General features: G+C 72.0%; 26 protein-coding genes and 1 riboswitch. Of the genes, 14 read left to right on the top strand and 12 right to left on the bottom strand.

Annotated features, from left to right (window positions below; all coding sequences use genetic code 11):
- Positions 1 to 4 precede the first annotated feature (4 nt).
- Positions 5 to 838: an AbfB domain-containing protein gene (locus tag ACZ3II_RS11110; RefSeq protein WP_465517461.1), complete on the bottom strand. Its 834-nt coding sequence runs from the start codon at positions 836 to 838 to the stop codon at positions 5 to 7.
- Between the two features lie 208 nt (positions 839 to 1,046).
- Between ACZ3II_RS11110 and ACZ3II_RS11105 the strand changes: the two genes are divergently transcribed.
- The gene (locus ACZ3II_RS11105) at positions 1,047 to 2,120 is read left to right on the top strand and encodes a LacI family DNA-binding transcriptional regulator (protein ID WP_465517460.1); all 1,074 of its coding nucleotides are present in this window, start codon (positions 1,047 to 1,049) and stop codon (positions 2,118 to 2,120) included.
- A gap of 259 nt (positions 2,121 to 2,379) precedes the next feature.
- The gene (locus ACZ3II_RS11100; RefSeq protein ID WP_465517459.1) at positions 2,380 to 2,667 is read left to right on the top strand and encodes a helix-turn-helix domain-containing protein; all 288 of its coding nucleotides are present in this window, start codon (positions 2,380 to 2,382) and stop codon (positions 2,665 to 2,667) included.
- 13 nt (positions 2,668 to 2,680) lie between these two features.
- Here ACZ3II_RS11100 and ACZ3II_RS11095 read toward each other — a convergent pair whose 3' ends face one another.
- The 3 genes from ACZ3II_RS11095 to ACZ3II_RS11085 are packed head-to-tail and all read right to left on the bottom strand — an operon-like array spanning position 2,681 to position 4,374.
- Positions 2,681 to 3,175 (bottom strand): nuclear transport factor 2 family protein, encoded by a 495-nt coding sequence (locus tag ACZ3II_RS11095; protein WP_465517458.1) that lies wholly within the window; start codon positions 3,173 to 3,175, stop codon positions 2,681 to 2,683.
- Positions 3,129 to 3,854 (bottom strand): DUF4184 family protein, encoded by a 726-nt coding sequence (locus ACZ3II_RS11090; RefSeq protein ID WP_465517901.1) that lies wholly within the window; start codon positions 3,852 to 3,854, stop codon positions 3,129 to 3,131. The genes ACZ3II_RS11095 and ACZ3II_RS11090 overlap by 47 nt, the downstream gene beginning before the upstream one ends.
- A 16-nt stretch (positions 3,855 to 3,870) precedes the next feature.
- On the bottom strand, positions 3,871 to 4,374 hold the full coding sequence (locus ACZ3II_RS11085) for a GNAT family N-acetyltransferase (RefSeq protein WP_465517457.1): 504 nt from the start codon (positions 4,372 to 4,374) through the stop codon (positions 3,871 to 3,873).
- A 68-nt stretch (positions 4,375 to 4,442) separates the two neighbouring features.
- On the opposite strand from ACZ3II_RS11085, the gene ACZ3II_RS11080 reads away from it, so the two are divergent.
- Positions 4,443 to 5,177, top strand: a complete 735-nt coding sequence (locus ACZ3II_RS11080; protein ID WP_465517456.1) for a dienelactone hydrolase family protein — start codon at positions 4,443 to 4,445, stop codon at positions 5,175 to 5,177.
- A gap of 58 nt (positions 5,178 to 5,235) precedes the next feature.
- Here the strand turns inward: ACZ3II_RS11080 and ACZ3II_RS11075 are convergent, their stop codons facing one another.
- On the bottom strand, positions 5,236 to 5,601 hold the full coding sequence (locus tag ACZ3II_RS11075) for a VOC family protein (protein WP_465517455.1): 366 nt from the start codon (positions 5,599 to 5,601) through the stop codon (positions 5,236 to 5,238).
- 82 nt (positions 5,602 to 5,683) lie between these two features.
- Between ACZ3II_RS11075 and ACZ3II_RS11070 the strand changes: the two genes are divergently transcribed.
- The 4 genes from ACZ3II_RS11070 (at position 5,684) to ACZ3II_RS11055 (ending at position 10,148) form a co-directional block, all read left to right on the top strand.
- The gene (locus tag ACZ3II_RS11070; RefSeq protein WP_465517454.1) at positions 5,684 to 6,655 is read left to right on the top strand and encodes a helix-turn-helix transcriptional regulator; all 972 of its coding nucleotides are present in this window, start codon (positions 5,684 to 5,686) and stop codon (positions 6,653 to 6,655) included.
- Between the two features lie 57 nt (positions 6,656 to 6,712).
- Positions 6,713 to 7,726: a hypothetical protein gene (locus ACZ3II_RS11065; protein WP_465517453.1), complete on the top strand. Its 1,014-nt coding sequence runs from the start codon at positions 6,713 to 6,715 to the stop codon at positions 7,724 to 7,726.
- A 92-nt stretch (positions 7,727 to 7,818) separates the two neighbouring features.
- The gene (locus tag ACZ3II_RS11060) at positions 7,819 to 8,946 is read left to right on the top strand and encodes an epoxide hydrolase family protein (RefSeq protein ID WP_465517452.1); all 1,128 of its coding nucleotides are present in this window, start codon (positions 7,819 to 7,821) and stop codon (positions 8,944 to 8,946) included.
- A 326-nt stretch (positions 8,947 to 9,272) separates the two neighbouring features.
- Complete coding sequence (locus ACZ3II_RS11055) at positions 9,273 to 10,148, top strand: alpha/beta fold hydrolase (RefSeq protein WP_465517451.1); 876 nt, start codon at positions 9,273 to 9,275, stop codon at positions 10,146 to 10,148.
- A 1-nt stretch (position 10,149) separates the two neighbouring features.
- Here the strand turns inward: ACZ3II_RS11055 and ACZ3II_RS11050 are convergent, their stop codons facing one another.
- Both ACZ3II_RS11050 and ACZ3II_RS11045 read right to left on the bottom strand, forming a co-directional pair.
- Positions 10,150 to 10,707, bottom strand: a complete 558-nt coding sequence (locus tag ACZ3II_RS11050) for a transglycosylase family protein (protein WP_465517450.1) — start codon at positions 10,705 to 10,707, stop codon at positions 10,150 to 10,152.
- Positions 10,708 to 10,710: 3 nt separating this feature from the next.
- Positions 10,711 to 10,853: riboswitch (cyclic di-AMP (ydaO/yuaA leader) on the bottom strand.
- Positions 10,854 to 11,114: 261 nt separating this feature from the next.
- Positions 11,115 to 12,068 (bottom strand): lysostaphin resistance A-like protein, encoded by a 954-nt coding sequence (locus ACZ3II_RS11045; protein WP_465517449.1) that lies wholly within the window; start codon positions 12,066 to 12,068, stop codon positions 11,115 to 11,117.
- 94 nt (positions 12,069 to 12,162) lie between these two features.
- On the opposite strand from ACZ3II_RS11045, the gene ACZ3II_RS11040 reads away from it, so the two are divergent.
- Positions 12,163 to 12,666, top strand: a complete 504-nt coding sequence (locus ACZ3II_RS11040) for a GNAT family N-acetyltransferase (RefSeq protein ID WP_465517448.1) — start codon at positions 12,163 to 12,165, stop codon at positions 12,664 to 12,666.
- Between the two features lie 185 nt (positions 12,667 to 12,851).
- Here the strand turns inward: ACZ3II_RS11040 and ACZ3II_RS11035 are convergent, their stop codons facing one another.
- The gene (locus ACZ3II_RS11035; RefSeq protein WP_465517447.1) at positions 12,852 to 15,560 is read right to left on the bottom strand and encodes a beta-galactosidase; all 2,709 of its coding nucleotides are present in this window, start codon (positions 15,558 to 15,560) and stop codon (positions 12,852 to 12,854) included.
- A 219-nt stretch (positions 15,561 to 15,779) separates the two neighbouring features.
- Here ACZ3II_RS11035 and ACZ3II_RS11030 point away from each other — a divergent pair, with 219 nt between their 5' ends.
- Positions 15,780 to 16,637 (top strand): alpha/beta fold hydrolase, encoded by an 858-nt coding sequence (locus ACZ3II_RS11030; protein ID WP_465517446.1) that lies wholly within the window; start codon positions 15,780 to 15,782, stop codon positions 16,635 to 16,637.
- Positions 16,638 to 16,645: 8 nt separating this feature from the next.
- Positions 16,646 to 18,019: a class I SAM-dependent DNA methyltransferase gene (locus tag ACZ3II_RS11025; protein WP_465517445.1), complete on the top strand. Its 1,374-nt coding sequence runs from the start codon at positions 16,646 to 16,648 to the stop codon at positions 18,017 to 18,019.
- Here ACZ3II_RS11025 and ACZ3II_RS11020 read toward each other — a convergent pair.
- Complete coding sequence (locus ACZ3II_RS11020) at positions 17,956 to 18,738, bottom strand: DUF6807 domain-containing protein (protein ID WP_465517444.1); 783 nt, start codon at positions 18,736 to 18,738, stop codon at positions 17,956 to 17,958. The two genes, ACZ3II_RS11025 and ACZ3II_RS11020, sit on opposite strands and share 64 nt — an antisense overlap.
- A 279-nt stretch (positions 18,739 to 19,017) precedes the next feature.
- Between ACZ3II_RS11020 and ACZ3II_RS11015 the strand changes: the two genes are divergently transcribed.
- The 3 genes from ACZ3II_RS11015 to ACZ3II_RS11005 all read left to right on the top strand — a co-directional run bounded on the left by ACZ3II_RS11015 (position 19,018) and on the right by ACZ3II_RS11005 (position 23,169).
- Positions 19,018 to 19,593, top strand: a complete 576-nt coding sequence (locus tag ACZ3II_RS11015; RefSeq protein ID WP_465517443.1) for a hypothetical protein — start codon at positions 19,018 to 19,020, stop codon at positions 19,591 to 19,593.
- Between the two features lie 14 nt (positions 19,594 to 19,607).
- The gene (locus ACZ3II_RS11010; protein ID WP_465517442.1) at positions 19,608 to 20,732 is read left to right on the top strand and encodes a type III PLP-dependent enzyme; all 1,125 of its coding nucleotides are present in this window, start codon (positions 19,608 to 19,610) and stop codon (positions 20,730 to 20,732) included.
- Between the two features lie 124 nt (positions 20,733 to 20,856).
- On the top strand, positions 20,857 to 23,169 hold the full coding sequence (locus ACZ3II_RS11005) for an EAL domain-containing protein (RefSeq protein WP_465517441.1): 2,313 nt from the start codon (positions 20,857 to 20,859) through the stop codon (positions 23,167 to 23,169).
- A 49-nt stretch (positions 23,170 to 23,218) separates the two neighbouring features.
- Here ACZ3II_RS11005 and ACZ3II_RS11000 read toward each other — a convergent pair whose 3' ends face one another.
- Positions 23,219 to 24,112, bottom strand: a complete 894-nt coding sequence (locus tag ACZ3II_RS11000; RefSeq protein ID WP_465517440.1) for an NADP-dependent oxidoreductase — start codon at positions 24,110 to 24,112, stop codon at positions 23,219 to 23,221.
- A 212-nt stretch (positions 24,113 to 24,324) separates the two neighbouring features.
- On the opposite strand from ACZ3II_RS11000, the gene ACZ3II_RS10995 reads away from it, so the two are divergent.
- A complete protein-coding gene (locus ACZ3II_RS10995) occupies positions 24,325 to 25,173 on the top strand; it encodes a helix-turn-helix transcriptional regulator (protein WP_465517439.1) in 849 nt (282 codons plus the stop codon).
- Here the strand turns inward: ACZ3II_RS10995 and ACZ3II_RS10990 are convergent.
- Positions 25,170 to 25,637, bottom strand: coding sequence for a GyrI-like domain-containing protein (locus ACZ3II_RS10990; RefSeq protein ID WP_465517438.1), 468 nt, complete (start codon positions 25,635 to 25,637; stop codon positions 25,170 to 25,172). The two genes, ACZ3II_RS10995 and ACZ3II_RS10990, sit on opposite strands and share 4 nt — an antisense overlap.
- Positions 25,638 to 25,673: 36 nt before the next feature.
- Positions 25,674 to 26,771 (bottom strand): MFS transporter, encoded by a 1,098-nt coding sequence (locus ACZ3II_RS10985; RefSeq protein WP_465517437.1) that lies wholly within the window; start codon positions 26,769 to 26,771, stop codon positions 25,674 to 25,676.
- Positions 26,772 to 26,778 lie beyond the last annotated feature (7 nt).

Genomic DNA, 26,778 nt, shown 5'->3' with positions numbered 1-26,778 from the left:
TCGGTCAGATCGGGGGCAGCGCGCGGAACACGGTCGCCTGTCCGGGCTCCGAGGGGATGAGGCGCAGCAGGCCGCCGTCCTGGATCAGGTGATGGTTCGGGTAGTTCGTCGAGCGCAGCACGAAACCGGCGCCGGAGGGGACGGCGCAGAAGGTCGCGTCGTGCTGGAACAGCGTGGTCGGCTCGGCGTGTTCCAGGCGCAGGACGAAGCCACGGTGCCGCAGGTAGAAGCCGGGGTACTCGGCCGAGGAGAAGGAGAAGCAGCGCCGGTCGGCACGGCCGGTCTCCACCACGAACCGGGCGGCGCGACGGTCGGCCGGGCCGCTCGCGGCCGTGACCTGCTCGACGCGGGCGATCTGGTCGCGGTGCCGGACCAGGTAACCGGGCCATGCGGGGAACCCGAGGCCGACGGTGTTCCCGACGGCGAAGACGGGCCGGGCCGCGGCGGAAGCGCTCGGGACGGCGGTCTTGCGCCCGGCGGACGGGGCGCTGCGGGACGGGCGGGCGGGGATCCCGTCACTGATGGCGCGGATGCCGGTCCGCGGCGGCCCGAAGGACGGCACCGGCGACGGAAGGATCGAGACGGGCGGCGAGGCGGGCGGGGCGGCGGGCATCGAGCCGGGCGGCAGTACGAACACGGGCGGGGCCGGTCGGGCCGGCGCAGGGGGCGCTCCCCGGTCCAGCAGCATCACGGCCACGGCGGAGTATCCGAGGATGGCGACCGTCGTCGCCATGGCGAGCGCCACGATCGGCGAGTGCTGCCCGGCCGGGTTCGGCTTGCCGGCCGAGGAGAACGGGGTCGAGCCGCCAGGGCGCGGCGGTTCGGGGGCAGCCGTCATGGGTGTCGCAGCTCCTGTCATCACGCGGGGACGTCACAACGCCGCTCGTGACAACGTTGTCAGGGGAGTGAACGCGAGGCTCTCGATCTTGTCAACAACACATTTCAATAGGTTTCTTTACGAATAAATAGTCGCAGGTCATTCCGGCTGAGCAGGCACGATTCGCTAAGCTCTGCCGGACGCATCACAGAGGTACGCGAGGAGCACCTTGTCCCCCGACCGGACGCCCGGCCGCCGCAGCCGGCCCACCATGAACGACGTCGCCCGCGCCGCCCGCGTCAGCCTCAAGACGGTGTCCCGCGTCGTCAACGGCGAGGAGAACGTCTCCCCGGTCCTGGTCGCCCAGGTCCGGAGCGCGATCAAGCTGCTCAACTACAGTCCCGACGTCGGCGCCGGGGCGCTGCGGCGCAGCGACCGCCGGACCGAGATGATCGCCCTGCTGCTGGAGGACGTCGGGAACCCGTTCTCGGCGGCGCTGCACCGTGCTGTGGAGGACGAGGCCCGCAACCGGGGTGTCCAGGTGCTCACCGGCAGCCTCGACGAGTGCCCGGCCCGCGAACGCGAACTCGCCCGCGCGTTCACCATGCGCCGCACCGACGGCCTGATCATGGCTCCGGTCGGCCCGGATCAGGGTTATCTGACGACGGAACTACGGGTCGACACCCCGGTGGTGTTCGTCGACCGGCCGGGCGTGGGGTTCCCCGGCGACACGGTCCTGGCCACGAACGTTCTCGGCGCCGGCGAGGCGACCCGGCACCTGATCGCGCACGGGCACCGCCGGATCGCCTGCCTCGGCGACTACAGCCGGATCTCCACGGCCCGGCACCGCCAGGACGGTTATCTCGCGGCGCTACGGGACGCCGGCATCGAACCCGACCCGCGCCTGATCGGCACCGAACTGCACACCGAACGCCTGGCCGAATGCAAGGTCACCGAGCTGTTCCACCGCCCGGATCCACCGACCGCCCTGTTCACCAGCCAGAACCTGGTGACCGTCGGGGCGGTCCGGGCCCTGCGCCGGCTCGGCCTGCACCGTACCGTCGCCCTCGTCGGTTTCGACGACTTCCCCTTGGCCGACCTGCTCGAACCGGCGATCACCGTGGTCGCCCAGGACCCGGTCGCGATGGGCCGCACCGCCGCGCAGGCCCTGTTCCGCCGCATCGACGGCGACAGCACCCCACCCACCGAACACTGGATCCCCACCACCCTGATCCGCCGCGGCTCCGGCGAGATCCACCCCGGCAGCCACACCCCGGACAACCGGCTGGCCGGCTCTTTCTGAGTGCGCCGGACGGTGCCGCGACGTTCGTACGCGAGCACCATCTCGGCCTGCAGGGCTGCGTCCGGGCCGAGGAAGCGCTCGGCGATCCACAGGCCGAGGCCGAGCCCGGAGGTCACGCCGCCCGACGTGATGAGGTCGCCGTCGTCGACCACGCGGCCGGAGACGATCTGCGCAGTTCATCGACCACCGCCCCCGGGCCGGCGATCCGGGCGATCTCGGTCCGACACTCGACTGGATCCAGGAGCGTCTGGAGGCGCCGTTGACCGTCGCCGGCATCGCCGCCCGCGCGGCGATGAGCCCCCCGGAACCTGGCCCGGCGTTTCCGGGCCACACCGGGGCCACACCCATGCCATGGCTGCTCGGCCGCCGCCTCCCACGGGTCAGGGAGCTGCCCGAGACCATCGATCTCACGGTGGACCGGATCGCCCGGACCGCCGGCTTCGGCTCGGCCGAGACCCCGCGGCACCACTTCGGGCGGCAGGTCGGCTGCACGCCGAGCCTCTACCGCGCGACGTTCCGCGGGCCGGCGGCCTCCTCGCTGGAGTGACGCGCCGGCGCGGCTATCGGGGGGCCACCTTCGGCATGATCCGTTGTTCGCCGGTGGTGGCCATCGAGTTCATCATGCCGCTGGCGAGCGGGATCAATCGGGCCATACCGGCTTGACCGTTGCGGCGGGCCAGTTCCGGCCCGAGCCGGCTCATCAGGAGCGTGAGGGCCGGCAGCGGCCGGACGTAGAGGGTGATCTCGCTGATCAAGCCGTCGTCGGCCAGGCGCAGCCGCTGGGCCTCGTGCAGACGCGTCGTGCCGATGCGCGCCTCGTAGAACAACGCGACGGTACGGCCCTCGGCGACCTGGTCGGTGTAGGTGAGGTCGTCGATGGCGGCCAGGGCGACCTCGAGCAGCGTGTGCACCTGCCGGTGGCCCCGGAAGGTGAACTGTTCGGTGATCGGCGAGATCAGGGTGACGTCGGGGCGGAGCGCGGCGACCGCACCGGCGGCGTCACCGGCCTCACCGGCGGCCCGCCAGGCGGAGACGGCGTCGAAGGACTGAACCATGGGAACTCCCGTGTGTGTCATGGCGCGATGGAGGGGCGGCGACAGCGGCGGCGAGCAGGAGGCCGAGGGAGAGCGCGGCCATCACCCGTACGCCCGAGGTGTGAAGAAGGCCGGCGGCCGGGAGGAAAGGGGTGACCGCAAGCCCCGGCAGGGCGATCGCCACCACGACGGACCAGAACAGAACCGGGCGCCGCTCCCGGTGCGGCGGCGCGCCGTGCCAGCGGCGCAGCAGCCCGCGCCGGCCGATGACCAGCAGCAGGCCGGCCATCACTATCGTGCCGGCGGCGTGGGCCGGGTATTCGATCGCGGGCATCCACTCCTCCAGGCCGTCGAGCAGCAGATGGCTGGCGGCGCCGAGCAGAGCCGACCCGGCGGTGATCCACCACGGATGGCCGGAGCGGTGCAGGGCGCCGTAGTCGTGGAGGAACGACGGCAGGTGGGCGGCGATCACCGGGATCGCGCGGCGCACCAGGTGGCAGGCGATCAGGGTGACCGGCAGGCACCACAGGATCAGGCCGTGCGGCTGGTGCGACAGGGGCCAGACGGGGAGGCCGCTGCCGTCCAGCGCGTACGCCGCGTCGGGCGCCCCCGAGCCGAGGACCAGGGCGACGCCGTCGAACCAGCGGGGCCGCCACAGTTTGAGCGGGAGGACGGCGGCGGGATGCGTCGGGAAGGTCATCGGCACCGCCCGCAGCCTAGTCGGTGGTTCCCAACTGGACGGTGAGGATGGTGAGGCGGTCACGGCCGGGCAGGTCGACGAGGGCGGTGGCGCGGAAGCCGCAGTGGGCGTAGAAGCCGACGGGCAGGCCGCCGGTGGACACCCACAGCCGTTCGATGCCGCTGCTGGTGGCCCACAGTTTGAGGCCGGTGAGCAGGGTGCCGCCGACGCCGAGGCCGCGCCGGTCGGGGCGGACGACGGCGCCGACGACCCAGGGGCCGCGGTCGGCGAGTTCGGGGTGTTCGACGGGGACGAGGCCGATGCCGCCGGCGACGTTGCCGGTCTCGTCGATGGCGACGAAGGTGACCGGGGGCAGGGTACGGCCGGTCTCCCGGCGGGTGGTGTCGATCCACCACTGCGGGTCCTCCCTGCCGGGGTGGCGGCTCCACTCGTGCCAGCGGAGCCGGGCCAGCTCGGCGATGAGGTCCGGGCGGTCGGCGAGCAACTCGACAGCGATCGTTGGCTGTGTCGGTCGGTTCACTCCTTCGACGCTACGGCTGCCGGGCCGGTGGGAACATATCCGGAATTGCCGCCGGTAGGGTTTCGATCATGAAGGTACGCGAAGAAGAGGTTCGGATCGGTGCCATCCGGACAGTGGTGCTGCGGCCGGCCGGTGACGGGACGTGGCCGGGCCTGCTGCTCTACACGGACATCTTCCAGCTGACCGAGTCGACGTTGCGGACGGCGCGGCGGCTGGCCGGGGCCGGGTTCGTGGTGGTGGCGCCGGAGATATACCCGCACGGGGAACTGGCCGGGGTGGCCCTCGCGTTCGACGACGAGGGCAAGCAGCGCGGGCTGGCGGGCGCGGCGGCCACCACGGCCGCCGCGTTCGACGCGGACCGGGTGGCGGTGCTCGACTGGATGCAGGGCCGGGACGACATCACCCGGCTGTTCGTGACCGGCTTCTGCATCGGCGGGCATCTGGCGTTCCGGGCCGCGTTCGATCCGCGGGTGGAGGCGACGGTCTGCTTCTATCCGACCGGGCTGCACAACGGGGCGCTCGGCAAGGACGCCGACGCCGGTTCGATCGCGCGGGCCGCGGAGATCCGGGGCCGCCTGCTGATCGTCTTCGGCAGTCAGGATCCGCACGTGCCGGCGGACGCGCGGCTGTTCATCCTGGACAGGCTGTACGCCGCCGGGCTGGCCGACCTGGAGCTGCACGTCTACGCCGGCGGGGAGCACGCGTTCATGCGGGACGTCGGCCCCCGGCACGACCCGGCGCTGACCGACCGGGCCCTGACCGAGGCGATCGAGTTCTGGCGATCGCCGTCCTCGACGTCGTGACGTCGCCGGGCGAGGCGGTGACCGCGAGCACCGCCCGCTACGCCCGGCTGACATACCGCTACGAGGACATCACCGAGATGCAGAACGGGTGGCCGGCCGGGTCGAGCAGGACCCGCCAGCGATCCGGCATCGGCTGGAACTCCGGCTTGGTGGCGCCGATCGCCAGGATCGCCGCCTCGCCGGAGTCCAGGTCGGTGACGCCGAGTTCGGGGTGGGCCTGCTTCGGCACGTCCGCGGACGGCCAGGTCGGCGGGACGTACTTGTCGACCTTGACGAAGCCGAGGCCGCTGCCCATCTCCCCCAGGTAGACGAACTCGTCGCTGGAGTAACTGACCTCCCATCCGAGCAACTGGTGGTAGAAGGCGGCGAGGGCGGCCGGGTCGTCGCAGTCCAGGGAGAAGCCGGCGAGGGTGGCGAGTGCCATGGTGGTGCTCCTTTCGTCACGTGTCACTCTGCCCGGGGGTGACTGACATCCTGTGTCAGTCACCTGTGGCAGTCTTCGGAACATGCGTGCGAGCCGGTTGCTGTCGGTGGTCCTGTTGCTGCAGGACCGTGGGCGGCTCACCGCCCAGCAGATCGCGGCCGAGCTGGACGTCTCGGTGCGGACCGTCTATCGGGACATGGAAGCACTCGACGCGGCGGGTGTGCCGGTCTATGCCGAACTCGGCGCGGGCGGCGGCTATCAGCTCGTCGACGGCTACCGGACCCGGCTGACCGGGCTCACCCCGCAGGAGGCCGGGACGATCTTCCTGGCCGGGGTGCCGGACGCGGCTGCCGAACTCGGTCTGGGCGCGGTCCTGACGACCGCCGAGCTGAAATTGCGGGCGGCGCTGCCGGCCCGGCTCAGCCGGCACGTCGACGAGATCCGCGACCGGTTCCACCTCGATCCGGCCGGCTGGTTCCGCGAGACCGAGACCCATCCCCACCTGGCCGACCTGGCCGCGGCGGTGTGGAACCGGCGCCGCGCCCGGATGCGCTACCGCCGCTGGCGCGAGCCGCGCGAGGTGGACCGGGACATCGAGCCGCTCGGCATCGTCCTGAAAGCCGGCGTCTGGTATTTCGTCGCCCACGTCTCCGGCACTCCGCGGACCTACCGGGTCGCGACGATCATCGATCTGACCGTGCTGGACGAGACGTTCGAACGGCCGGAGGGGTTCGACCTGGCGGCGACCTGGGCGGAGTGGGCCGCTGATTTCGAGCGGCGCCTGCACCGGGACGAGGCCACGGTCCGCCTGGCCCCGGCGGCGCTGGACCGCATCCCGCACCTGATGACCCGCGCCATGGCCCGCAACGTCCGGGACGGCATCGGGCCACCCGATCCGGACGGCTGGACCACCGTCACCCTCCCGATCGAGTCGATCAAGCACGCCCACGCCGAGTTCCTGCGTCTCGGGGCGGACATCGAGGTGGTCTCCCCACCCGCTCTGCGGGAGATGATGCGGTCCAGCGCCGTCGCCATGACTTCGCTGTACGGGTGAGCACCCGTCTCCCCTGGTCAGAGGGTTTTGTCGGACCCTGCTGTTAGCGTCCCCGCCATGCCGATCGATGCCGGACGGGGCAGGGACCCGCTGCCCGTGGAGACACCCGACGACGTCGCGGTGCTCGTCGAGCACCTGCAGCGGGGTGACCTGGAGAAAAACCTGCTGGGCGACCACTTCTCCTATCTGGCCGGCACCCGGCCGGAGCTGTTCCGGCCCTTCCAGGAGCTGGTGATCGACGGCCTGCTCGACCGGTTCGAGGTCATGTTCGACGACCTGTGCGTGCTCTTCGCCGGCGCTTCCGACCGGTGCGTGGATGTTCTGGCCGGCCGGCTGCGAGCCGACCGGTCCTTCCAGGACGCCTGGGTGCTCGCCTCGATCGGCACCGGCGTGGCCCTGGCCGCCGTCGCCGAGGACGTCCGGGACGGCGCGGACCGCTCCGACTACGAGGACTCCGGCATCTGGATCCCCCCGACCGGCCCCGCGGAGTATCGCTTCACTCCCCACCGGCAGGCCGTCCACCTGGAGACCGGCGACTTCCCGGACGCGGCGCACCCGGTGGGCCTGCCGGTCGAGCGCGTGGTTCGCGAGCCCGCGACCAGCCCCGTCGTCTGGCACTACCTGTCGCTGCGCCTGGCCGACGTGCCCGGCCTGCCATCGTGGCCGGCGCCGCACGCGCACCTGGTCGCCCCGGCCGCCACCGGCCTGTGGACGGTGTTCGCGGGCATCGCTCCCGACGGCCGTTACCAGGGCGAGCAGGTGATCCTCGAGGACGAGGACCCCGTCCCGGACCACCCGGAGTTCGGCCGGGGCCAGGCGGTCCTGCGGCCCTATGGTCCCGACCTGATCTACAGCAACGGCAACACCCACCGGACGCCGGGCGTGGTCGGCACAGCGGGCGGCCCACCCATCGGGCTGTATCCGAACCCGCTCTGCCCGTCCTGCGAACGCCTGATGTTCCACGCCGCCACGGTGACCTCCTCCATCCGCGAGCACGGTTCCGGATTCCGCAGCCTGTTCCTCTGCGAGGACTGCCACCGGGCCGCCAGCACCGCGAGCCACTGGAACTGAGTGTCTCCCCCTCTCCTGTCAGATGATCAGCGCGAGTTCGGCTGCTGGTTCGGCACGCTGCGCGGGTGGCGGATGTGGCGGAGACTGGCGGGATGGCTATCCAGGTGCGGCCGTTCCGGGTCGAGGTGGCGGAGGCGGAGCTGACGGAGCTGCGGGAGCGGCTCGCCCGGACGCGCTGGCCGGAGGCGGCGCCGGTGGACGGCTGGGAGCAGGGCGTTCCGCTCGACGTGGTGCGCGGCCTCGCTGAGTACTGGGCGGACGGCTACGACTGGCGGGCGGCGGAGGCGCGGCTGAACGCGGTCCCGCAGTCGATGGTGACCGTGCAGGGGGTCGATGTTCATGTGCTGCATGCCCGGTCGCCGCATCCCGGGGCGATGCCGCTGGTGATCACGCACGGGTGGCCGGGTTCGGTGCTCGAGCTGGTGGATCTCGCCGGGCCGCTGACCGATCCCGATGACCCGGCGGACGCCTTCGACGTGGTGATTCCGTCGCTGCCGGGCTATGGGTTCAGTGGGAAGCCCACGACCACCGGCTGGGGTGTGGAACGGATCGCGGACGCCTGGGCGGAGTTGATGGCGGGGCTCGGCTATGACCGGTACGGCGCGGCGGGCAGCGACTGGGGCACCAGCGTGTCCAGTTGTCTCGCCGCGCGGCACCGGGACCACGTGGCCGGGATCCACCTGATCCCCCCGCTGGCCGGCCCGGATCCGGCGAGACCCGGCGATCTCACCGAGGCCGAGCGGACGGCGCTGCAGCGGATCCAGGAACGGGGGCGGTCCGCGTCGGCGTACTCGGAGATCCACCGGACGGCGCCGCAGACCGTGGGGTACGGGCTCGTCGACTCACCGGCGGGACTCTGCGCGTGGCTCGGGGAGAAGCTCCTGACCTGGGGTGACGGCCTGACCCGGGATCAGATCCTGGATCAGGTGACGTTGTACTGGCTGACCGGGACGGCCGCGTCGTCGGCCCGGCTGTACGCGGAGAGCATCGAACGGATCGCCGGCTGGATCACCGGGGTGGACGCCGAGCCGGTCGACGTTCCGGTCGGCGCGTCGCTCTTCCACGCCGAGGTGCCGTGGCCGTCGCGGCGCTGGGCGGCCCGGCGGTACCCCGACATCCGGCTCTGGTCCGAACACGGCAGCGGCGGGCATTTCCCCGCGCTGGAGGTCCCCGGCCTGCTGGTGAACGACCTGCGCGCGTTTTTCCGTCAGGTGCGCTGACCGCCGGCGAGGTCCCGTGGGCGCCGGCCGAGATCGCCCTGGAATCCACCGAGCCTCAGCGCACCGCCCTGGCCCGGAAGCCCTCGCCCTGGCCCGGAAGCCCTCGCCCTGGCCCGGAAGCCCTCGCCCTGGCCCGGGAGCTGGAGGACAAGGGCACCATGGCCTTGACCGTCTTTCCGCAGCGGTCGACATCGTCCGCGGCGCGGGCGGGCCGCGAGCGGTCGCCCGGGTGCACGAGGCAGTCGAGGCGGTCCGGCGCTGGTGGCCCCGCCTGGCCGGAGAAAACCGGGCGACATGACGCGGCCGAACGCTGAGAATGGCGTCCCGTGGACAAGAACGTGACCTCACCGGACCGGCTCGGCACGACCCCGCTTCCCGGCGGCAGGCGACTGGGCTGGGCCGAGTGGGGACCCACGGACGGTCTCCCGGTGCTGTTCAGCCCCGGCGCCGCCACCAGCCGGTCGCTCGGGTTCGGCGCCCATCTGCTCGCCGGGTTGGGTGACCGGGGTGTCCGGCTGGTGTCGGTGGACCGTCCCGGGCTCGGCGCGTCGGACCCGGCCCCCGGCCGGACCCTGCCCGGATTCGCCGCTGACATGGCGCGGCTGTTCGCGGCGCGGGGGCTCACCGGCGTCCGCGGCGTGGGTTTCTCGCAGGGCGCCCCGTTCCTGCTGGCCTGTGCCGCCGCCGGCATCCTGGACGCCGCGGCCGTGGTGGCCGGCACCGACGAGCTGGCCCATCCGGCGTTCGCGGGGTCGCTGATCCCGGACGTCGCCGCGATGGTCGAGGCGGTGCGGGCCGATCCGGCGGGCGCCGAGGAGCTCTTCGCCGGCTGGGGTGACGCCGACGGGTTCTGGCAGCGAATCCTGTCGATGGCCGGGGCGGCCGACCGGGCCGTCTACACCGATCCGGTGTTCGAGGTCGCGTACCGCCGGGCCCTGAGCGAGGCTTTCACGCAGGGGCCCGGCGGGTACGCCCGGGACACGGTGCTGGCGTCGGCGCGCTGGCCGTTCGATCCGGCGGACGTGCGGATCCCGGTCGACCTCTGGTACGGCGACGCCGACACCAGCCCGGTGCACTCACCGGACCTGGGCGCCACGTGCGCGTCACGTCTGCCGCACGCCCGCCGGCACGTGGTGGCGGGCGCGGGCGGCGCTCTGCTCTGGACGCACGCGGATCAGATCCTGCAGGCGCTGATCCGGTAGGTCACAGCCGGATGCGCTGGCCCGGGTAGATCCGGTTCGGGCTGGACAGGCGGTCCTTGTTGTGCGCGTACAACGTACGCCACCCGCCCTTGATCGTGAACTTCTTCGCGATCGAGGCGAGGGTGTCGCCGGAGCGGACCACGTAGGTCTTGCCGCTCGGTTTGGCAGCGGGCTTCGGCTTCGTGGCGGAGCCGGACCTGTAGACGCCCGGCTTCTTGCCGCAGACCGGCCACGGCTTGAGGCCACGCTTCTTGTAGAGCCTCTCCGCGATGGCGATCTGCTGGGCCTTGCTGGCCCGGTCGGCGGTCGGGGCGTACTTCGTTCCGCCGTTCGACTTCCACGTGCTGCGGCTGAACTGCAGGCCGCCGTAGTACCCGTTACCGGTGTTGATGTGCCAGCGCCCGCCGGACTCGCATTTCGCGACGACGTCCCAGTTGACCTGCCGGGCGGCGGCCTGGGCTCCGCCGACCGGGCCGAACAGCACGCCCGCTCCGGCGACACCGGCGGTGACCAGGGTGGTCAGGGCGAGGCGCACTCGTCTACCAACGATCCGAGACATGGATGATCCTCCACGCCTGCGAGGTGAGCTGTCGGGTTCGGGATAGGCGTCCCGGCCGTGCTGGGCACGGCTTCACCCCAAGGCGCTGTGGGAAGCGCCGCGAAGATTGGGTCCCCCGCTCCTGCCGTCGGAATCGAGTCTGTGGGCGGCGGCAGGACTCGGCGGTCCGTCCACAGTGCCCGCGTCGCGGGACGGCCCGACGGTAACCACGTCGATGGGCCGGAAGCCAAGCTTTCGGCCCGGGATAGTGACGTTCTTCTCAGTATTTGCCCGGTTTGATCTTAGTTGCGCCCGGAAATTGCGGGACTATTCCTTTTTAGACCTCATTTCCCGCATCGTGCCGACAACAGGGCTGGTCGTGGTGGCTGTCTCCGGCCGCTCGAGACAGCCACCACAACCAGCCGGGCTCATCGCGCGGCGGCCATGAGGCGCGAACCGCCCGCGACGCCGGGGGCCACGATCGGGGTGGCGGTGGCGAGCCGCCGGCGGCGGGCCAGCCACACGATCACCAGGGCGAAGCCGATCAGCACCGGCAGATCGACGAGCGCCGCCTGCCACGGCATGTCCGCCGCCGTCTCGTCGATGGCCAGCTGCCCGAAGGCGGCCGCGACCAGGCAGCTCAGCACGTTGTTCAGCACGTGCAGCGCGATCGCCGCCTCCAGGCCGCCGGTGCGCACCGTCACCCAGCCGGCGACCACCCCGAAGACCATGAGATCCGCGAAGCCGTACGGCGTACCCCAGCCGTGGAGCGCCGCGAACACCGCCGCCTGCACCAGGATCGGCGCCCACGGGTTGCGGATCCACGCGCCGAGCCCCTGCAGCAGCCAGCCCCGGCACAGGTACTCCTCGGCGGCCGCCTGCACCGGCACCACCAGCAGGATCACGACGCCGGACAGCAGGAACGGGCCCCAGCCGGCGAGCGGATCGCCCAGTCCGGCGTCCTCCCCGGTGACCGCCAGCAACGCCGTGCCGAGGGTCAGGAACAGCACGATCGTCACCGCCGCGACCGGCAGGCAGAGCATCAGCCAGCGCCACCGGATCCGCCCGGCCACCGAGGACAGCGTGCCGGCCGGACGCTCCTGGATCAGCCGCGCGGCCAGCAGGATGAACGGCAGGAACACCGCGATCGACAGGAACCCCACCGCCAGATCGGGCAGCGGGCCGAAACCGGCCAGGCCGTCCGGCCCGTCCGGGCGGCCGGTGAGTTCGGCTGCCCCGGTGTAGGCGAACCAGCCGGCGAACATCACCACGAACCCGCAGATCACGATGAAGAGCGACCCCAGGACGGTACGCCACCAGCGGTGGGCGGGGGTGCGGGCGAGGCGGTGGTACGGGCTGCCGGACGGCGCTGGCATCAACATGGGGAGAAGTCTGTCGTCCCGGCGGCCCCGGCGGATCTGGCTGCGGCGGGATCCCCATCCCTAACCTGCGATATAGACCGGCACAATGAGGATCATGGAACCGCCCGAAATGATCAATGCCGGTGAACTGGTGCTCAAACGGTGGGAACCGGAATGGGCCGCCGAGCTGACCGCCGCCGTCCGCGAGTCGCTGCCCGAGCTCAAGCCGTGGCTGCCGTGGGCGACCGACACCTACGACCTGACCCAGGCCGGCGAGTACATCGGCCGGTCGGTGACCGAGTGGGCCGAGGCCACCCAGTTCAACTACGCGATCTTCACGACCGTCGGGGAGCTGATCGGCTCGATCGGGCTGATGACCCGGATGGGGCCGGACGTGCTGGAGATCGGCTACTGGATCCGGACGCCGTTCACCGGCCGCGGTCACATGACGGCGGCGGTGAACGTGCTGACCCGGGTCGCGCTGACGCTGCCCGGCATCGAGCGGGTCGCGATCCGGCACGACGCGGCGAACGCGGGGTCCGCCCGGGTCGCCGAGAAGGCCGGTTTCGCCGAGACCGCCCGCGACGGCGCCGACGTGATCCGCGAGTACCACCCCTGACCGCGTGTTGAGTTCGGACGCGTATGCCGCCCGAACTCAACACACCAGAAAGCGCGTGTTGAGTTCAGGCGCGCAGGACGGCCGAACCCAACACACCAGAAAGCGTGTCGAGTACGGGCGCGCAGGACGGCCGAACCCAACACACCAGAAAGCGTGTTGGGTTCGGGCGCGCAGGACGGCCGAACTCAACACACGACGACGCCGCGGCCGGGGATCTTGGGCGGGGCGCCGGGGATCGTGGACAGGCCGACCGGGTGCGGCGTGCGGTTGATCAGGAAGCGGACGTCGCCGCGGATCGCCAGCTCCACCGTGCCGCGCAGCTCCGGCGGCAGTTCGCTGGCCACTCCGGCGGGCGTGAGCAGATCGTCCAGGACGGTGGCGAGACCCTGCGGGCCCAGGCGGGTGGAGACGTACGCCGCCGAGCCCGCCCCCACCTCGCGGCGGGTCACGGCCGGCCCGCCGCCCCCGGCGTACCCCGCAAGGATCTTGACCGCCGGGTCGGTGACCTCCAGCCGTTCCGACCAGAGGGTGCCGGTGGCGCCGTTGGTGAGTTCCACGGTCTCGCCGTCGAGCAGCGGCGCGAACTCCTCGGCCCGGATGCCGAGCAGGTCACGCAGCGCGCCCGGGTAGCCGCCGAGCCAGGCGTGGTCGTTCTCGTCGACGATCCCGGAGAAGTAGGTGGTGACCAGGTGGCCGCCGCCCGCCACGTACGCCTCCAGACGCTGCCGCAGCGGATCCGGGACCATGTGCAGGATCGGCGCGACGACCAGGCGGTAGCCGGAAAGGTCGGCGCCGACCGGCACCACGTCGGAGCGGATGCCGGCGTCGAGCAGGGCGGTGTACCAGTCCAGGGCCTCCTGCCGGTAACGCAGCCGGCCGGTCGGGTGCGAGTCCTGCTCGGCGGCCCACCACGATTCGTAGTCGACGACCACGGCGACCTGCGACGGCGTACGCCGCAGACCGGCGATGTGCGACAGCGACCGCAGCCGCGCGCCGAGGTCGGTGACCGCCCGGAAGATCGCGCTGGAGGTCCCGGCATGCGGCAGCATCGCCGAATGGTATTTCTCGGCCCCCGACCGGGACTGCCGCCACTGGAAGAAGCAGACGCCGTCCGCGCCGTGGGCGACGTGGGTGAGCGAGTCGCGGGCCAGTTCGCCGGGGAGTTTCGCCGCGTTGACGGGCTGCCAGTTGACGGCGCTGGTGGAGTGTTCCATCAGGAACCAGGGCCGGCCGCCGGACAGGTTTCCGCACAGGTTGGCCGAGAACGACAGCTCGTCACGGCTCTGCGGACCGGGCCGGGTGTAGTGGTCGTTGGCGAGGAAGTCGACCTCGGCCGCCCAGTCCGGGTAGTTCATGTCGTTGATGTCCCCGGCGACCATGAAATTCGTGGTCACCGGCACGTCCGGGGTGATCTCCCGCAGGATCCGCCGCTCGGCCAGGAAGTGGTCCTTGAGCGCGTCCGAGGAGAACCGCCGGAAGTCCAGCTGCTGGGTCGGGTTGACCGGTCCGTTCGCGTAGCGGGGCGGCAGAATCTGATCACCGTCGGTGTACCGCTGCGACCAGAAGTCGGTGCCCCAGGCGGCGTTCAGATCGTCCAGGGTGGCGTACTTCTCCCGCAGCCACAGCCGGAAGGCACGCGCCGCGTCGTCGGAGTAGTCGTGCGCGTTGTGGCAGCCCAGCTCGTTGTTGACGTGCCAGGCGGCGAGCGCGGGATGGTTCGCGTACCGGTTGGCGATCGCCCGGACCAGCCGCAGCGCATGCTCGCGGAACACCGGCGAGGTGGGCCGCCAGTGCTGCCGGGCGCCCGGCCAGACGGTGCGGCCCTCCCGGTCGACGGGCAGGATCTCCGGGTGCTTCGTGGTCAGCCACGGCGGCGGTGACGCGGTCGGGGTGGCCAGGTCGACCAGGATGCCGGCGGCGTGCAGCAGGTCGATGATCTCGTCGAGCCAGCCGAAGTCGTACCGCCCCTCGGCCGGTTCCAGCCTCGCCCAGGCGAAGATGCCGAGCGACACGATGGTGACCCCGGCCTCCCGCATCGCCCGCACATCGTCGGCCCACACCGCGCGCGGCCACTGCTCCGGGTTGTAGTCGGCGCCGAACTCGATGCGGTTCTCCCCCTCGCGGCGGAGCCATTGAGGAGCTTTGCGGGGTACGCGTAAAACGCCCGCGAAGAACCCCAGCGAGGCGTCGTCCGCCGCCGGGTTGTCGTGCGGCCGGTTCAGATGGCCGTGCGTGGTGCCGCGCGCCAGGAACGACTCGGCCGGCACCCCCACCTCGCGCAGTTGCCGTTCGAGCAGCTCGCCGGAGGGCCGCAGGTCGTCGTTATCGGACAGCAGGATGTGCACCGGGGGCAGGCCGTCGAGGCGGGCCGCGCCGGGCAGCGCGTCCGGCGGCAGATCGCTGATCCGGCCCACGTAGTTGCGGACCATGTCCTCGATGCCGGTCGGGCTCCGGCCCAGTCCCAGCGTCGGTGCCGGGAAATGACTGAACGGGTACGCCAGGAGCAGCAGGTCGGGAGCCCGCTCCCCGGCGTCGCGGACGCGCAGCGCGGTGGACAGGGCGAGGGCCGCGCCCGCGCTCGCGCCGCCGATCGCCCTCCGCTCCGGCAGGTCGGCGCGGCCGGTGACCCAGGTCCAGACGGCGTGCACGTCGTCGATCGGGACCGGGTAGCGGACCCCGCCGACGGCCAGCCGGTAACCCACGGCCACGACCACGGCGTTCGCACGGCGGGCCAGCTCGGCGGCGACGTGATCGGATTCGGGCATGTCGAGGTCGCCGTGCCGGAAACCGCCGCCGTGCGCCCAGACGAGGACGGTCTCGGCGGGCGTGCCCGGCTCGTACACCCGCACCGGGACGGGTCCGTGCGGGCCCTGCACCTCGAGATCAGCCGGCATCGAACTCGCACCTCATCCCGTCGTATGTTCTGAAACGATTTATGCATGTCAGCTGCCGAACGGCAAGCGCTTTCCCAGAATCCTGGCTCCCGCCTTCCGCAGCACCCCTTGAAACGTTCTCATAGCGCGCCTCGCCGCCGAGGCGACATGGCGGCCGGCAGGTCGATGCCGCTACACTCACAACCGCAAACGCCGTTCGCAGTTTTTAGGGGGGCCGACGTGGAACAGCAATGGACCGTCCAGCGGGTGCCGGCAGCAGACGGGGCCGAGATCGTGCTGCACTCGACCGGCATCGGCCCGGGCGTCATCGTCGTGCACGGCGGCGGCGTCACCATCGAGGTCTACCGGCGGCTCGCCCTCCGGCTTGCCGGCCGTTTCACCGTGCACCTCTACAACCGCCGGGGCCGGGCCGACGCCGCCGCACGCGCCGAGCCGTACGACGGCGAGCAGGACATCGACGACCTCGCCACCCTGCTGACGTGGACCGGCGCCCGCAACGTGATCGGCCACAGCGGCGGCGGCTTCATCGCCCTGCGGGCCGCCGCGCGCCGGCTGCCGATCGGGCGGCTCGCCCTCTACGACGCCGCGGTCCAGGTCAACGGCATCGGCCCCACCTCCGGCTGGCTCCCCGCCGCCCGGCAGGCCGCAGCCGCCGGCGACATCGCCCGCGCCATGGCTCTCACCTCCGCCGGCATCAACACCCACTCGCCCGCGTCCCGGCTGCCGCTCGCCGTCCAGGTCGCCATATGCCGTCTCTTCCTGCGCACGTCGATCGGCCGCACCATGGGCGAGCTGCTGCCCACCACCCTGGACGAGTCCCAGCTGATCCACCGCCACGACGGCCCGCCCGAGCAGTGGGCCGGCGCCGGCGCCGAGGTGCTGCTGGCGTGCGGGGCCGCCGGCCCGCCCTACTACCAGCCGGTCAACGAGGCCCTGGCCGCCGCCCTGCCGCACGCCCGAACGCTGGTGGTGCCACGCGCCGGCCACGACGCCCTGAACCGCGCCCCGCAGCACCTGATCGACGCGCTCGCCTCCTTCTTCACCGCCCCGGTCACGTCCGAGCCGGCCGGCCCATGATCGGCGGCTTGCGGCTGCGCCTGGTGGCGGTGGGCTGCCCACCCACCGACCCGCCCCATGCGATGATGCGCCGCGTGACGAACCCGGTCGATCCCAGCAACCCTCCACCCACCGTCCCCCACACCGGTTCGGCACAGACCACCCACGCGGCTACCACCACCGGCTCGCCGTACCTTGCCGAGCCCGTGGACCTCCGTGGGGTGCGGCTCGCCTATGACACGGTCGCCGAGGAGTACGCCGAGCGGATGCCCGACACCCGCATCGAAGCGCCGCTCGACCTCGCGATGGTCGACGCCTTCGCCTCCGCGGTCGTCGCCACGGGTGATCCGCGGGTCCTGGACGCCGGCTGCGGCGCCGGCCGGATGAGCCGCTACCTGACCGCCCGCGCCTGCCACACCGAAGGCGTCGACCTCTCCCCCGTCATGATCGCGATGGCCCGCCGTGATCATCCCGACCTGACGTTCTCGGTCGCGTCCCTGACCGGTCTGCCGTTCCCGGACGCTTCGTTCACCGGCGTGCTGATGTGGTACTCGATGATCCACACCCCGCCCACCGGCCAGCCGCAGATCTTCGCCGAGGCCGCCCGTGTCCTGCGCCCCGGCGGCTACCTGCTCGTCGGCTACCAGCACGGCGAGGGCACCCGGGACGTCGGCGAGCTCTACCGGGCCTTCGGTTACGACATCACCCTCACGCGCTTCGACTACACCGCCGACGAGATAGCCGCGCACGCCCGGGCGGCCGGCCTGCGCGAACTGTGCCGCCTGGTCCGCCAGCCCCCACCCCGGCGAACGCGACGGCCAGGGCTTCTTCCTGGCCCAGGCCACCTGACCACTTCCGGCCGACAAGCAGCCGTACACCCGGCCTGGTTCCCACAGCCCGTCAACGCAACCCCGAGCCGTCGCCCAGACCTGTTTCCGCAGACCCTCAACAGCCCTCAACGACGGCCGGCATCCGACGCAAACCGCGAGCCGTCGCCCAGCCCGGCTTCCGCAGACCCTGAACAGCGCTCAACGACGGCCGCCAGCGCACGACCAGCCGTCGCCCAGGCTCGCCTCCGCCGGCGGACAACCCTCCTGGACGACGGCTCAGCACGAGACCCCACCGTCGCTCGGCCCGGCCGACCGGTGGAACACAGGTCCTGCCAGGGTCGATGGCGGGACCGTGCGGCCGGCGGTGAGTGCCGCCTCCGGCCGGTGGAGACAGCACTGACGACCAGCCGGAGAACCTCGGCCGGCTCTCATGGCTGTCTCGATGGGCGCGAGACAGCCATGAGAGCCAGCCGCACAAGATCCACGGGCGACCGTTCGGGGAACGGTGCTCAGGAGATGTCGGCGGGGGTGAGGGCGCCGTCGGCGATCAGGACGCGGATGTCCCGGACGTAGGGGGCGCCGGGCTTGATCGTCAGGGGGTGGTCGTAGGCCAGGGCGACGCACACCCCGTTGTAGTCGCCGGTGCGGGCGAACCACCGATCGTCCCCTTCGAGACCGCTGAAGACCAGGGTGTACGCCCCACCCACCGTCAGTGCCACCCACGGTTCGGCCGAGCCGTGCGGTTCGGCGCCGGACGGGGTGAAGGCCACCGCGTCGCCGCCGGTGGCGCGCCAGAAGAAGCCGCCGTACCCCGCCCCGCCGCTCCTGCCGTTGGTGGCGGGGCTGCCGATCACGACCGGGGAGTCGGCGGGGGTGCTCAACTCGTACCGGAAGGAGAGCTCCCAACCGCGCGGTGCGGGACCGGCCGTGACCGACCGCTGTTCCCGCAGCAGGGTGCGGCCGGTGGCGTCGCACCAGCGCAGGCTGTCGGTGAGGCCGCCGGGCGCCGGCGTCCGGGCGTCGGACACGACCCGGCCGTGATCGTCGCGCCAGAGGTAACCCTCGTCACGCACGTAGGTGCGCCCGCCCCAGATGTTGATGCCGTCGACGTCCTGCATGGTCACCGAGGCCCCGAGGTGCCAGGGGTGATCGTACGGGAACTCGTCGGTGACCACGATTCCGCCGAGGGTGCGGACGGGGTGGAGATAGGGCCGCGGGGCGAGCCGGATGTCGACGTCGGGGCTGGTCACATAGGTGGCGACAGCGTTCCCGTCGACCAGCAGCTCAGTCATCCCGCCGACCTTTCCTCGACATGGCTCCCCGCCTGCGGGTAAGCGCTTTCCCCGCGGACGCTACCGGCGAAGCCCGCACCCGGCAAGATCGCCACCCCGCCGCCGCAACAATCTATTCATGATCATCTTAATGTGACCGGCAGTTCACTGTGGACTCGCTGCGATTCCTCGGCCCGAATCTTGTAGGCGTAAATGGCCCGTGATAAATTCCCATGGCTCTATGTGCCGTGATCGCACGCGTGAGCTGCTGTTTCCCCCCGACAGAGAGAATGTGACTCCGTGGCGACCATCGGCGTGCGCGGTCGACATTGGCTGCGCAAGGCGCGGGAATGGTGTTCCCGCTACCTGCCCGCCGAGCTGGTGGGAACCATCTGCTCAGTCATCGGCGCCTATGCCGCATTCCAGATGTGGGACAGCCGGGCCGCCGCGGCGCTGGCCGGCACGATCGCGGAGAACGCCGGGTTCTACGGGGTGATGGTGGTCATGGAGTGGCGGCGGCAGGCCGTCGGGCCGCCCGGCCGACGCCGGCGCGCGGCACGGACGGCAGTGATGCTGTCGGCCGAGTTCGGTCCCGCCGAGGCGGTCGACTCCCTCGCCGTACGCCCGCTCATGCTCCTCCTCGGCCCGTTCCTCACCGGCGGCATCGTCACCGGCTCCGCGCTCGGCAAGATCCTCGCCGACGTCGTCTTCTACATCGTCGCGATCGTCTGCTACGAGGCCGCCCAGCGGCGCGCCACGGCCCGCAGGCGCCGGATCGACGCCGCGGTGATCGCGCCGCCCGCTCCCCGCTTCGCCGCCGTGGCCGCCGTCGGCGCGTCACGGCCGCGGCAAGGCAGCACCACCGGCCCGGGCTGAAACGGAGAGACATCGTGCGCCACGAACAGACGCCCCGACTGTTGATGGACCTGGACGCGGTGGCGGCCGGCTATCGGCGGATGACCGCGGCACTGCCCGGCGTCACCCTGCACTACGCGATGAAGTGCAACGACTTCCCGCCCGTGCTGAGCACCCTGCACGGGCTCGGCTGCCGGTTCGAGATCGCCTCCGCGCGAGAGCTGGACCTGCTCCTGCCGCTGGGCGTCGACCCTGGTCAGGTGCTGTTCAGCAACCCGGTGAAGGCGCCCCGGCAGATCGAGCGCACCTATGCCGCGGGGGTGCGGCGGTTCGCTTTCGACTCGGTCGCCGAGCTGGACAAGCTGGCCGCGCTGGCTCCCGGGGCCGCCGTTTTCATCCGGCTCGCCGCCCCGGACATCGACAGCGAGGTGCCCAGCGAGGGCAAGTTCGGCGTCGATCCGCAGACCGCCGTGGACCTGCTGCTGACGGCCCGCGAGCGCGGCCTGCCGCCGTACGGGATCGCCTTCCACGTCGGCTCGCAGATGATGCGCCCGGCCGCGTGGCGGGCGCCGCTGGCCGTCGCGGGCGAGATCATGGCGAAGCTCGCCGCCGACGGCATCCACCTCGAGATGGTCGACCTGGGCGGCGGTTTCCCCGCCCGGTACGACGTGCCACCACCACCTGCCGCCGAGTACGGCGACGTGATCGCGGCGGGCCTGGCCGCCCTGCCGTACCCGGTGCACGCCGTCGCCGAGCCGGGCCGGGCGCTGGTCGCCGAGGCCGGCACGCTCGTCGCGACGGTGATCGGGGTCGCCGAACGGGCCGGGCGCCGCTGGGTGCACCTGGACGTCGGCGCGTTCAACGGCCTGATGGAGAGCCTGGAGACCGGCAACCGGCTGCACTTCCCGGTGTGGGACTCCCTGGACCGCGATCCGGCGCCGTGTCATCTGACCGGCCCGACCTGCGACAGCCAGGACACGATCCTGTTCGGCGTGCCGCTGTCGCGGGGGCTGTCCACCGGTGACCAGGTGTTCATCGGCAGCGCGGGGGCGTACACCTCGGTTTACGCCTCGTCTTTCAACGGCTTCGACACACCTTTCGTCGAAGCCGTCGGCGGTTCGGCGACGGTGGGGCCACACAGGACACTCACCGTGCACTAAGATCCAGACCGGTCGATTTCGAGGCGTGTTCCCCCTTAATACGCCTATTCGAGTGCCCCCTATTTTTTCGCCTCACCATTACTCGGTCGACCGCTAAGCATATTTTGACGACGGGATCAGAATTGTGACGCACACCCCGGCCCACGTCGACCAAGCGGACCCGGTCGACCGCGACGAGGGCTTCCTCACCAGCAGCTTCTTCCGGCAGGCGCGTGTCGTGGTGGCCGGGCTCGGCTTCGTCTACGCGCTCACCACCCTGGCCCCCCTCGCCACCCGCCCAGCCCTTCTCGACAACGGCTTCTACCCCGTCGTGCTGGTCCTCACGTGCCTGCTGGCGCTGGCCCGGCCGCTGCTGTCGCGGCGCAACCGGACCGCGTGGCTGCTGATCGCCCTCGCGATCACGTCCTGGTCGATCGGCGACATCTACTGGCAGGCGGCGTTCTCCGACGCCGCGGTGATCCCGGTCCCGTCCCTGGCCGACGCGTTCTACGTCGGCATGTACCCGCTCGCCTACCTGGGCCTGATCCTGCTCGCACGGGCCGGCAGCAAGCGGCTGCCCGCCTCGGTGTGGCTCGACGGCCTGGTCTCGTCGCTGGCCGCCGGCGCGGTGTTCTCCGCGCTCGCGCTCGCCGACGTGCTGGCCGAGGCCGACGCCGACAACAGCGCCGCCACGCTGACCAACCTGTCGTACCCGATCGGCGACCTGCTGCTGATGGTCGTCACGGTGGCCGCGCTCGCGATGGTCCGGTGGCGGCGTGACCCGGCCTGGTGGCTGCTCGGCGTGGGCGCCGGGTTCTTCGCCATCGCCGACACCGCGTACCTGTTCAGCCTGGCCAACAACACCTACACCGACGGCAACTGGGTCGACGGCGTGTGGATGGTGGGCCTGACCCTGATGGCCCTCGCCGGGTCGGCCCGCAGCCGGGGCCCGGTCGAGGAGGCGCGCGCGTTCGCGACGCTGATCGTGCCGATCCTGTTCTCGCTGTGCGCGCTCGGGGTGCTGATCGTCGGCACGTTCGTGGAGCTGCACCCGATCTCGATCGTCCTGGCCAGCGGCTGCCTGATCGCGGCGGGTGGGCGGACCGCGCTCACCTTCGAGCAGGCGCGGGAGCTGGCCCGTACCCAGAAGGCGGCGAACACCGACCTTCTCAGCGGCCTCGGCAACCGCCGGGTCCTGGACGCGGAGCTGCCCGCGCTGCTGTCGAAGATCTCCCCCGGGAGCCAGCTGGCGCTCACCATCATCACCGTGGACCACCTGCCGGACATCAACGCCATCCTGGGGTACGGCACCGGCGACACGATCATCGACACGGTCGGCACCCGGCTCCGGGAGAACCTGCCGGAGGACGCGATCCCGGCCCGGCTCGGCGGCGTGGAGATGGCCGTGCTGCGGATGTTCGGGCCCGGCGAACTCAACAACATCGACGGTCAGACCCGGGCCCTGCTGCGCAAACTGGCCGCTCCGGTGCCGGTCGGCGAGGGCGCCGTGCAGATCGAGCTGAGCACCGGCATCGCCCTCGCGCCGATGCACGCGAACCGGCCGGCCGACCTGATCCGGTGCGCGGTCGACGCGCTGCGGGTGGCCAAGGAGAACCGCAGCGAGGTGGAGACGTACGGCAGGAGCGCCGACTTCGGCAACGAGTTCGGCCCGTCGGTGTTCCCGGACCTGCTCCGCGCGGTCGAGAGGTCCGAGTTCGCCACCTACTACCAGCCGAAGATCGACCTGGCGACCGGGCGGCCGATCGCGATGGAGGCTGTGCTGCGCTGGCACCACCCGACACTCGGGGTGATCGACGCGGAGCGGGTGCGGCCGCTGGCCGTACGTCTCGGCCTGGCCCGGCAGCTGACCCGGATCCTGCTCGAATCGGCCCTGTCCACCTGCGCCTACTGGCTGCGGCAGGGCATCGAGATGGGCGTGGCGATCGATGTCACCGCCGCTGACGTGCTCGACGCGCGGCTGCCGTACGAGCTGGGCCCGCTGATCAACAAGCTGGGGCTGCCGGCCGGCGCGGTGACCCTGGAGATCTCCGAGGAGGTGCTGCTGATCGATCCGCGGCGCACCTCGACCGCGCTCGGGCAGCTGCGCCACTTCGGGGTACGGCTGTCGCTGGACCACTACGGCAGGTCGGCGCCGTCGCTGACCCGGCTGCGGTCCACCCCGGTCGAGGAGATCAAGCTCGATCCGGCGTTCGTCACCCCGATCCTGGACAGCCCGCAGGACGCGGCGGTCGTCCGGTCCACCGTCGAGCTGGCGAAATCGCTGAACATCACCACCGTCGTCGAGGGCATCGACTCCCGTGAGCTGTACGACGCGGTGGTTCAGATCGGCTGCGCCGGCGGCCAGGGTTCGGCCCTCGGCCCGATCATGACGGTCGAGGAGCTGCAGGCCTGGGTGGGCCAGCAGGCCCAGCGGCAGGCCACGCCCGCCCGGTACTGATCTTCGCGCCGGCTGTGGGCGGGAGCGCTCCCGCCCACAGCCGCGGCACTCACGGGTGCAGCAGGATCTTCCCGCGCGTGTGCCCGGTGGCCACCTGCTCGTGCGCCTTTCCGGCGTCGGCCAGCGCGAACGTCTGCGCCACCGCGATCCGCAGACCGGCAGAAGCCAACTGCGCCAAGCCCTGCGGGGTACGGGAACCGGCCGAGGAGAACGCGACGCCGTGCTCCTGCGCGGCCACCGCGTCGGCGATCGTGACGATCCGGCCGGTGCCGCCGCGCAGTTCCACCGACACCGGCAGCGCGCTCGGCCCGGCGGTGTCGAAGACCGCGTCGACACCGTGCGGTGCGACGGCACGAACCCGGTCGGCCAGGCCCTCGCCGTACGCCACCGGCACCGCCCCCAGCGAGCGCAGGTACTCGTGGTTGGCAGGCGAGGCCGTCCCGATCACCGTCGCCCCGCGCGCCACCGCGAGCTGCACGGCCAGCCCGCCGACCCCGCCGGACGCCCCGTTCAGCAGCAGCGTGTCGCCCGCGCCCACGGCGAGCAGGTCCAGCACCCGCTGCGCGGTCTCACCGGCCACCGGCAGCGCCGCCGCCTCGTCCCAGCCGAGCCCGGACGGTTTCCGCGCCACCACGGTGGCCAGCGCGTACTCCGCGTAGCCGCCGGTGTCGGTGAACCCGAACACCTCGTCTCCGGCGGCCGGCCCGGTGACGTCCGCGCCGACCGCGTCCACCACCCCGGACGCCTCCCACCCGAGGATCGCCGGGAACGTGGTCGGGAAGACCTGCTCCAGCCACCCGTTCCGGATCTTGTAGTCGACCGGGTTGACCCCGGCCGCCCGCACCCGCAGCCGGATCTGGCCCGGTCCGGGCTCCGGCACCGCGACCTCGGCCACGTGCAGCACCTCGGGCCCGCCGAACCTCTCGAAGACGATCGCCTCCACGCCTGCCACCTCTCATTGTCGTCAGGGCTGCACCCACCCTGCGACGCCCGGGACCCGTTGTGGAGCGGACCGTTCTCCCTAGGACCGGCGGTCCCCCCGGCAGCGTGTGAAGTTGCGGCGCGCACAGCGGCCGAACTCCACACGCCGTCGGGGCTCTGGCTAGGACCGGCGGTCCCTGGATGTGCGACGGCGGCTGCACCAGGATGGACGGCATGGATCGACGTGAGCTGGCCGACTTCGTCCGGCGCAGCCGGGAACGGCTGCGGCCGCAGGAGGTCGGGCTGACGGCCGGGCCGCGGCGGCGCACGCCCGGGCTGCGCCGGGAGGAGGTGGCGCTGCTGGCCGGCATGTCCACCGACTACCTGATGCGCCTGGAACAGGCCCGCGGCCCGCAACCGTCCACCCAGCTGCTGCGGTCGCTGGCCCAGGCGCTGCGGCTCGACGACGACGAACGCGACCACCTGTACCTGCTCGCCGGGCACCGCCCGCCGGCCGGGCGGCCGGCCGGCACGCATGTCCGGCCCGGTCTGCTGTACCTGCTGGACCAGCTCACCGGCGTGCCCGCCCAGATCGTCAGCGACCTCGGCGACCTGCTGGCGCAGAACACCCTGGCGGAGGCCCTGTTCGGTGACATCTGCGTGCCGTTCGACCACGACCACGGCCGGGACCACAACATCGTGTGGCGGTGGTTCAACGACCCGCGGATGCGGGCCGCGTACCCGGTGGAGGAACACGATTACTGGGCGCGGCTGTACGTGGCCGATCTGCGCGCCGCTGTCGCCCGCCGCGGCACGGATCCGGTGGCGGCCGCGCTGGTCACCCGGCTGCGGGCCAGCACCGAGTTCGCCGCGGTGTGGGACCGGCACGAGGTGGCGGTGCGCCGGCACAGCCGGATCCGGTTGCGGCACCCGGCGGTCGGGCTGATCGAGTTCCACTGCGAGACCCTGGCCACCCCGGCGGAGGACCAGCGGCTGGAGCTGCTGACCGCCCCACCGGGCAGCGAGACCGCCGGCCACCTGGCACTGCTGCGGGTGGTGGGCCGGGAATCCTTCGCGGGTTAGCCGATCGGGAACTGGACCTCGGTGCGCAGGTCAGTGGGGGCGACGGTCTCCGGCACGTCGAGGTAGATCTCGCGGGGCGCGCCGTACGGTCCCGCGCCCCGCTCCTCGAACCAGTCCCGCAGCGCCTGGTACGCCGGGGAGATCTCCTGGTACGGGCCACGGTGGAGAGTGGACGCGACACTTCCGGCCGGGATCTCGTAGTAGCGGACCAGCCCTTCCGGGAGGGTGGCGCCGGCCGGGACCGGCACGCAGATCTCCACGTCGCCTTCCGTCTCGGCGTCGAGGACCGCGTGGTAGATCACGAACGGGGGGCCGTCCGGGGTGGCGCCGCCCGCGGTGACGGCGCTGATCACCGTGCCGAACCCGTGCTGGATGGCCTCGCCGATGGTGGCGAGACCCGCCCGCAGGGTCAGGGCGGCCACCGGGCGGGCGGCGACCTCTTTGACGGTGACCTCGTACGTCATGCTGTTCCTCCTCGATCGTCGGCGTCCCCTCCAGGGTCAGCCCTCGGCCACCGGGAGGGCCGCCGGTTCGCGAAGTTGCCCCGCAAGGAGGCACGCCAGGACCGGCAGGGCCAGCAGCGGAACCAGGGCGGTACGCAGCGTGGTCGCGTCAGCGAGGGCGCCGAGCAGCGGGGCGGCCAGGCCGCCGGCGCTGACGGTGAGGCCGAGGGTGACGCCGCTGGCCGTGCCGGCACGGGACGGCAGGTAGTCCTGTCCGAGAGTGATCTGCAGGGAGAACGGGACGTAGAGGCCGGCCGAGGTGAGCGCGACGAAGGCGTACAGCAGCGGGCCGGAGGCCAGCAGGAGGCCGCTGACGGCGGCCGCGGTCAGCAGGTAGGACCAGCGGATCACCAGGACCCGGTTCCAGCGGTCGGCGAGGCGGCCACCGATCACGGTTCCGGCGGCGCCGCCCAGGAACAGCAGGAACAGCGCGATCGTGCCGTCGGCGCCGCGGGCGGCGGCGTAGAGGGCGAGAAACGTGCTCAGCCCGGTGAACACGATCGAACGGCAGATGATCACGGCGGCCAGGACGGCGAACGAGCGGGGCTGCGACGTCCCGGTGCGGTCCGCGCGGGCGGGCGCCGGCGGAGCGGACGAGACGCGCCGGCTGAGGACGGCGCCGGCCAGGGCCGGGACGATCAGCAGCGGGCCGTCCGCGACCACGGCGACCAGCAGCGGTGCGCCCGCGAACCCGAGGTTGCCGCCGAGGGAGAACCAGGCCATCCCGGTGTGGCTGCCACGGCTCGCCAGCCGGGCCTGCCGGGCCGATTCGGGATGGTACGCGGCCACGCCGAGCCCGGCGAGCGCCACCGCCGCGAGGGTCAGCGGATAGGAGCCGGCGGCGCCGCTGAGCGCGATGCCCGTACCGGAGACGATCGTGCCGGCGGGCAGCAGCCACGGCATCGCGAAGCGATCGGTGAGCAGACCGAAGACCGGCTGTGTCACCGACGACATGAGCGCCGCGGCGAGCATCAACCCCGAGACTGCGGCGTACGAGTACCCGCGCTCCGCCACGAACCACGGCACCAGGGCAGCCACCGCCCCCTGGTAGACGTCCACACACGCATGGCCCGCGGCCAGTCTCCTCAGCGACACGCCTCCC

Source organism: Actinoplanes sp. NPDC019969 (genome assembly GCF_055562375.1).
This window is presented reverse-complemented; position numbering and strand designations above follow the sequence as displayed.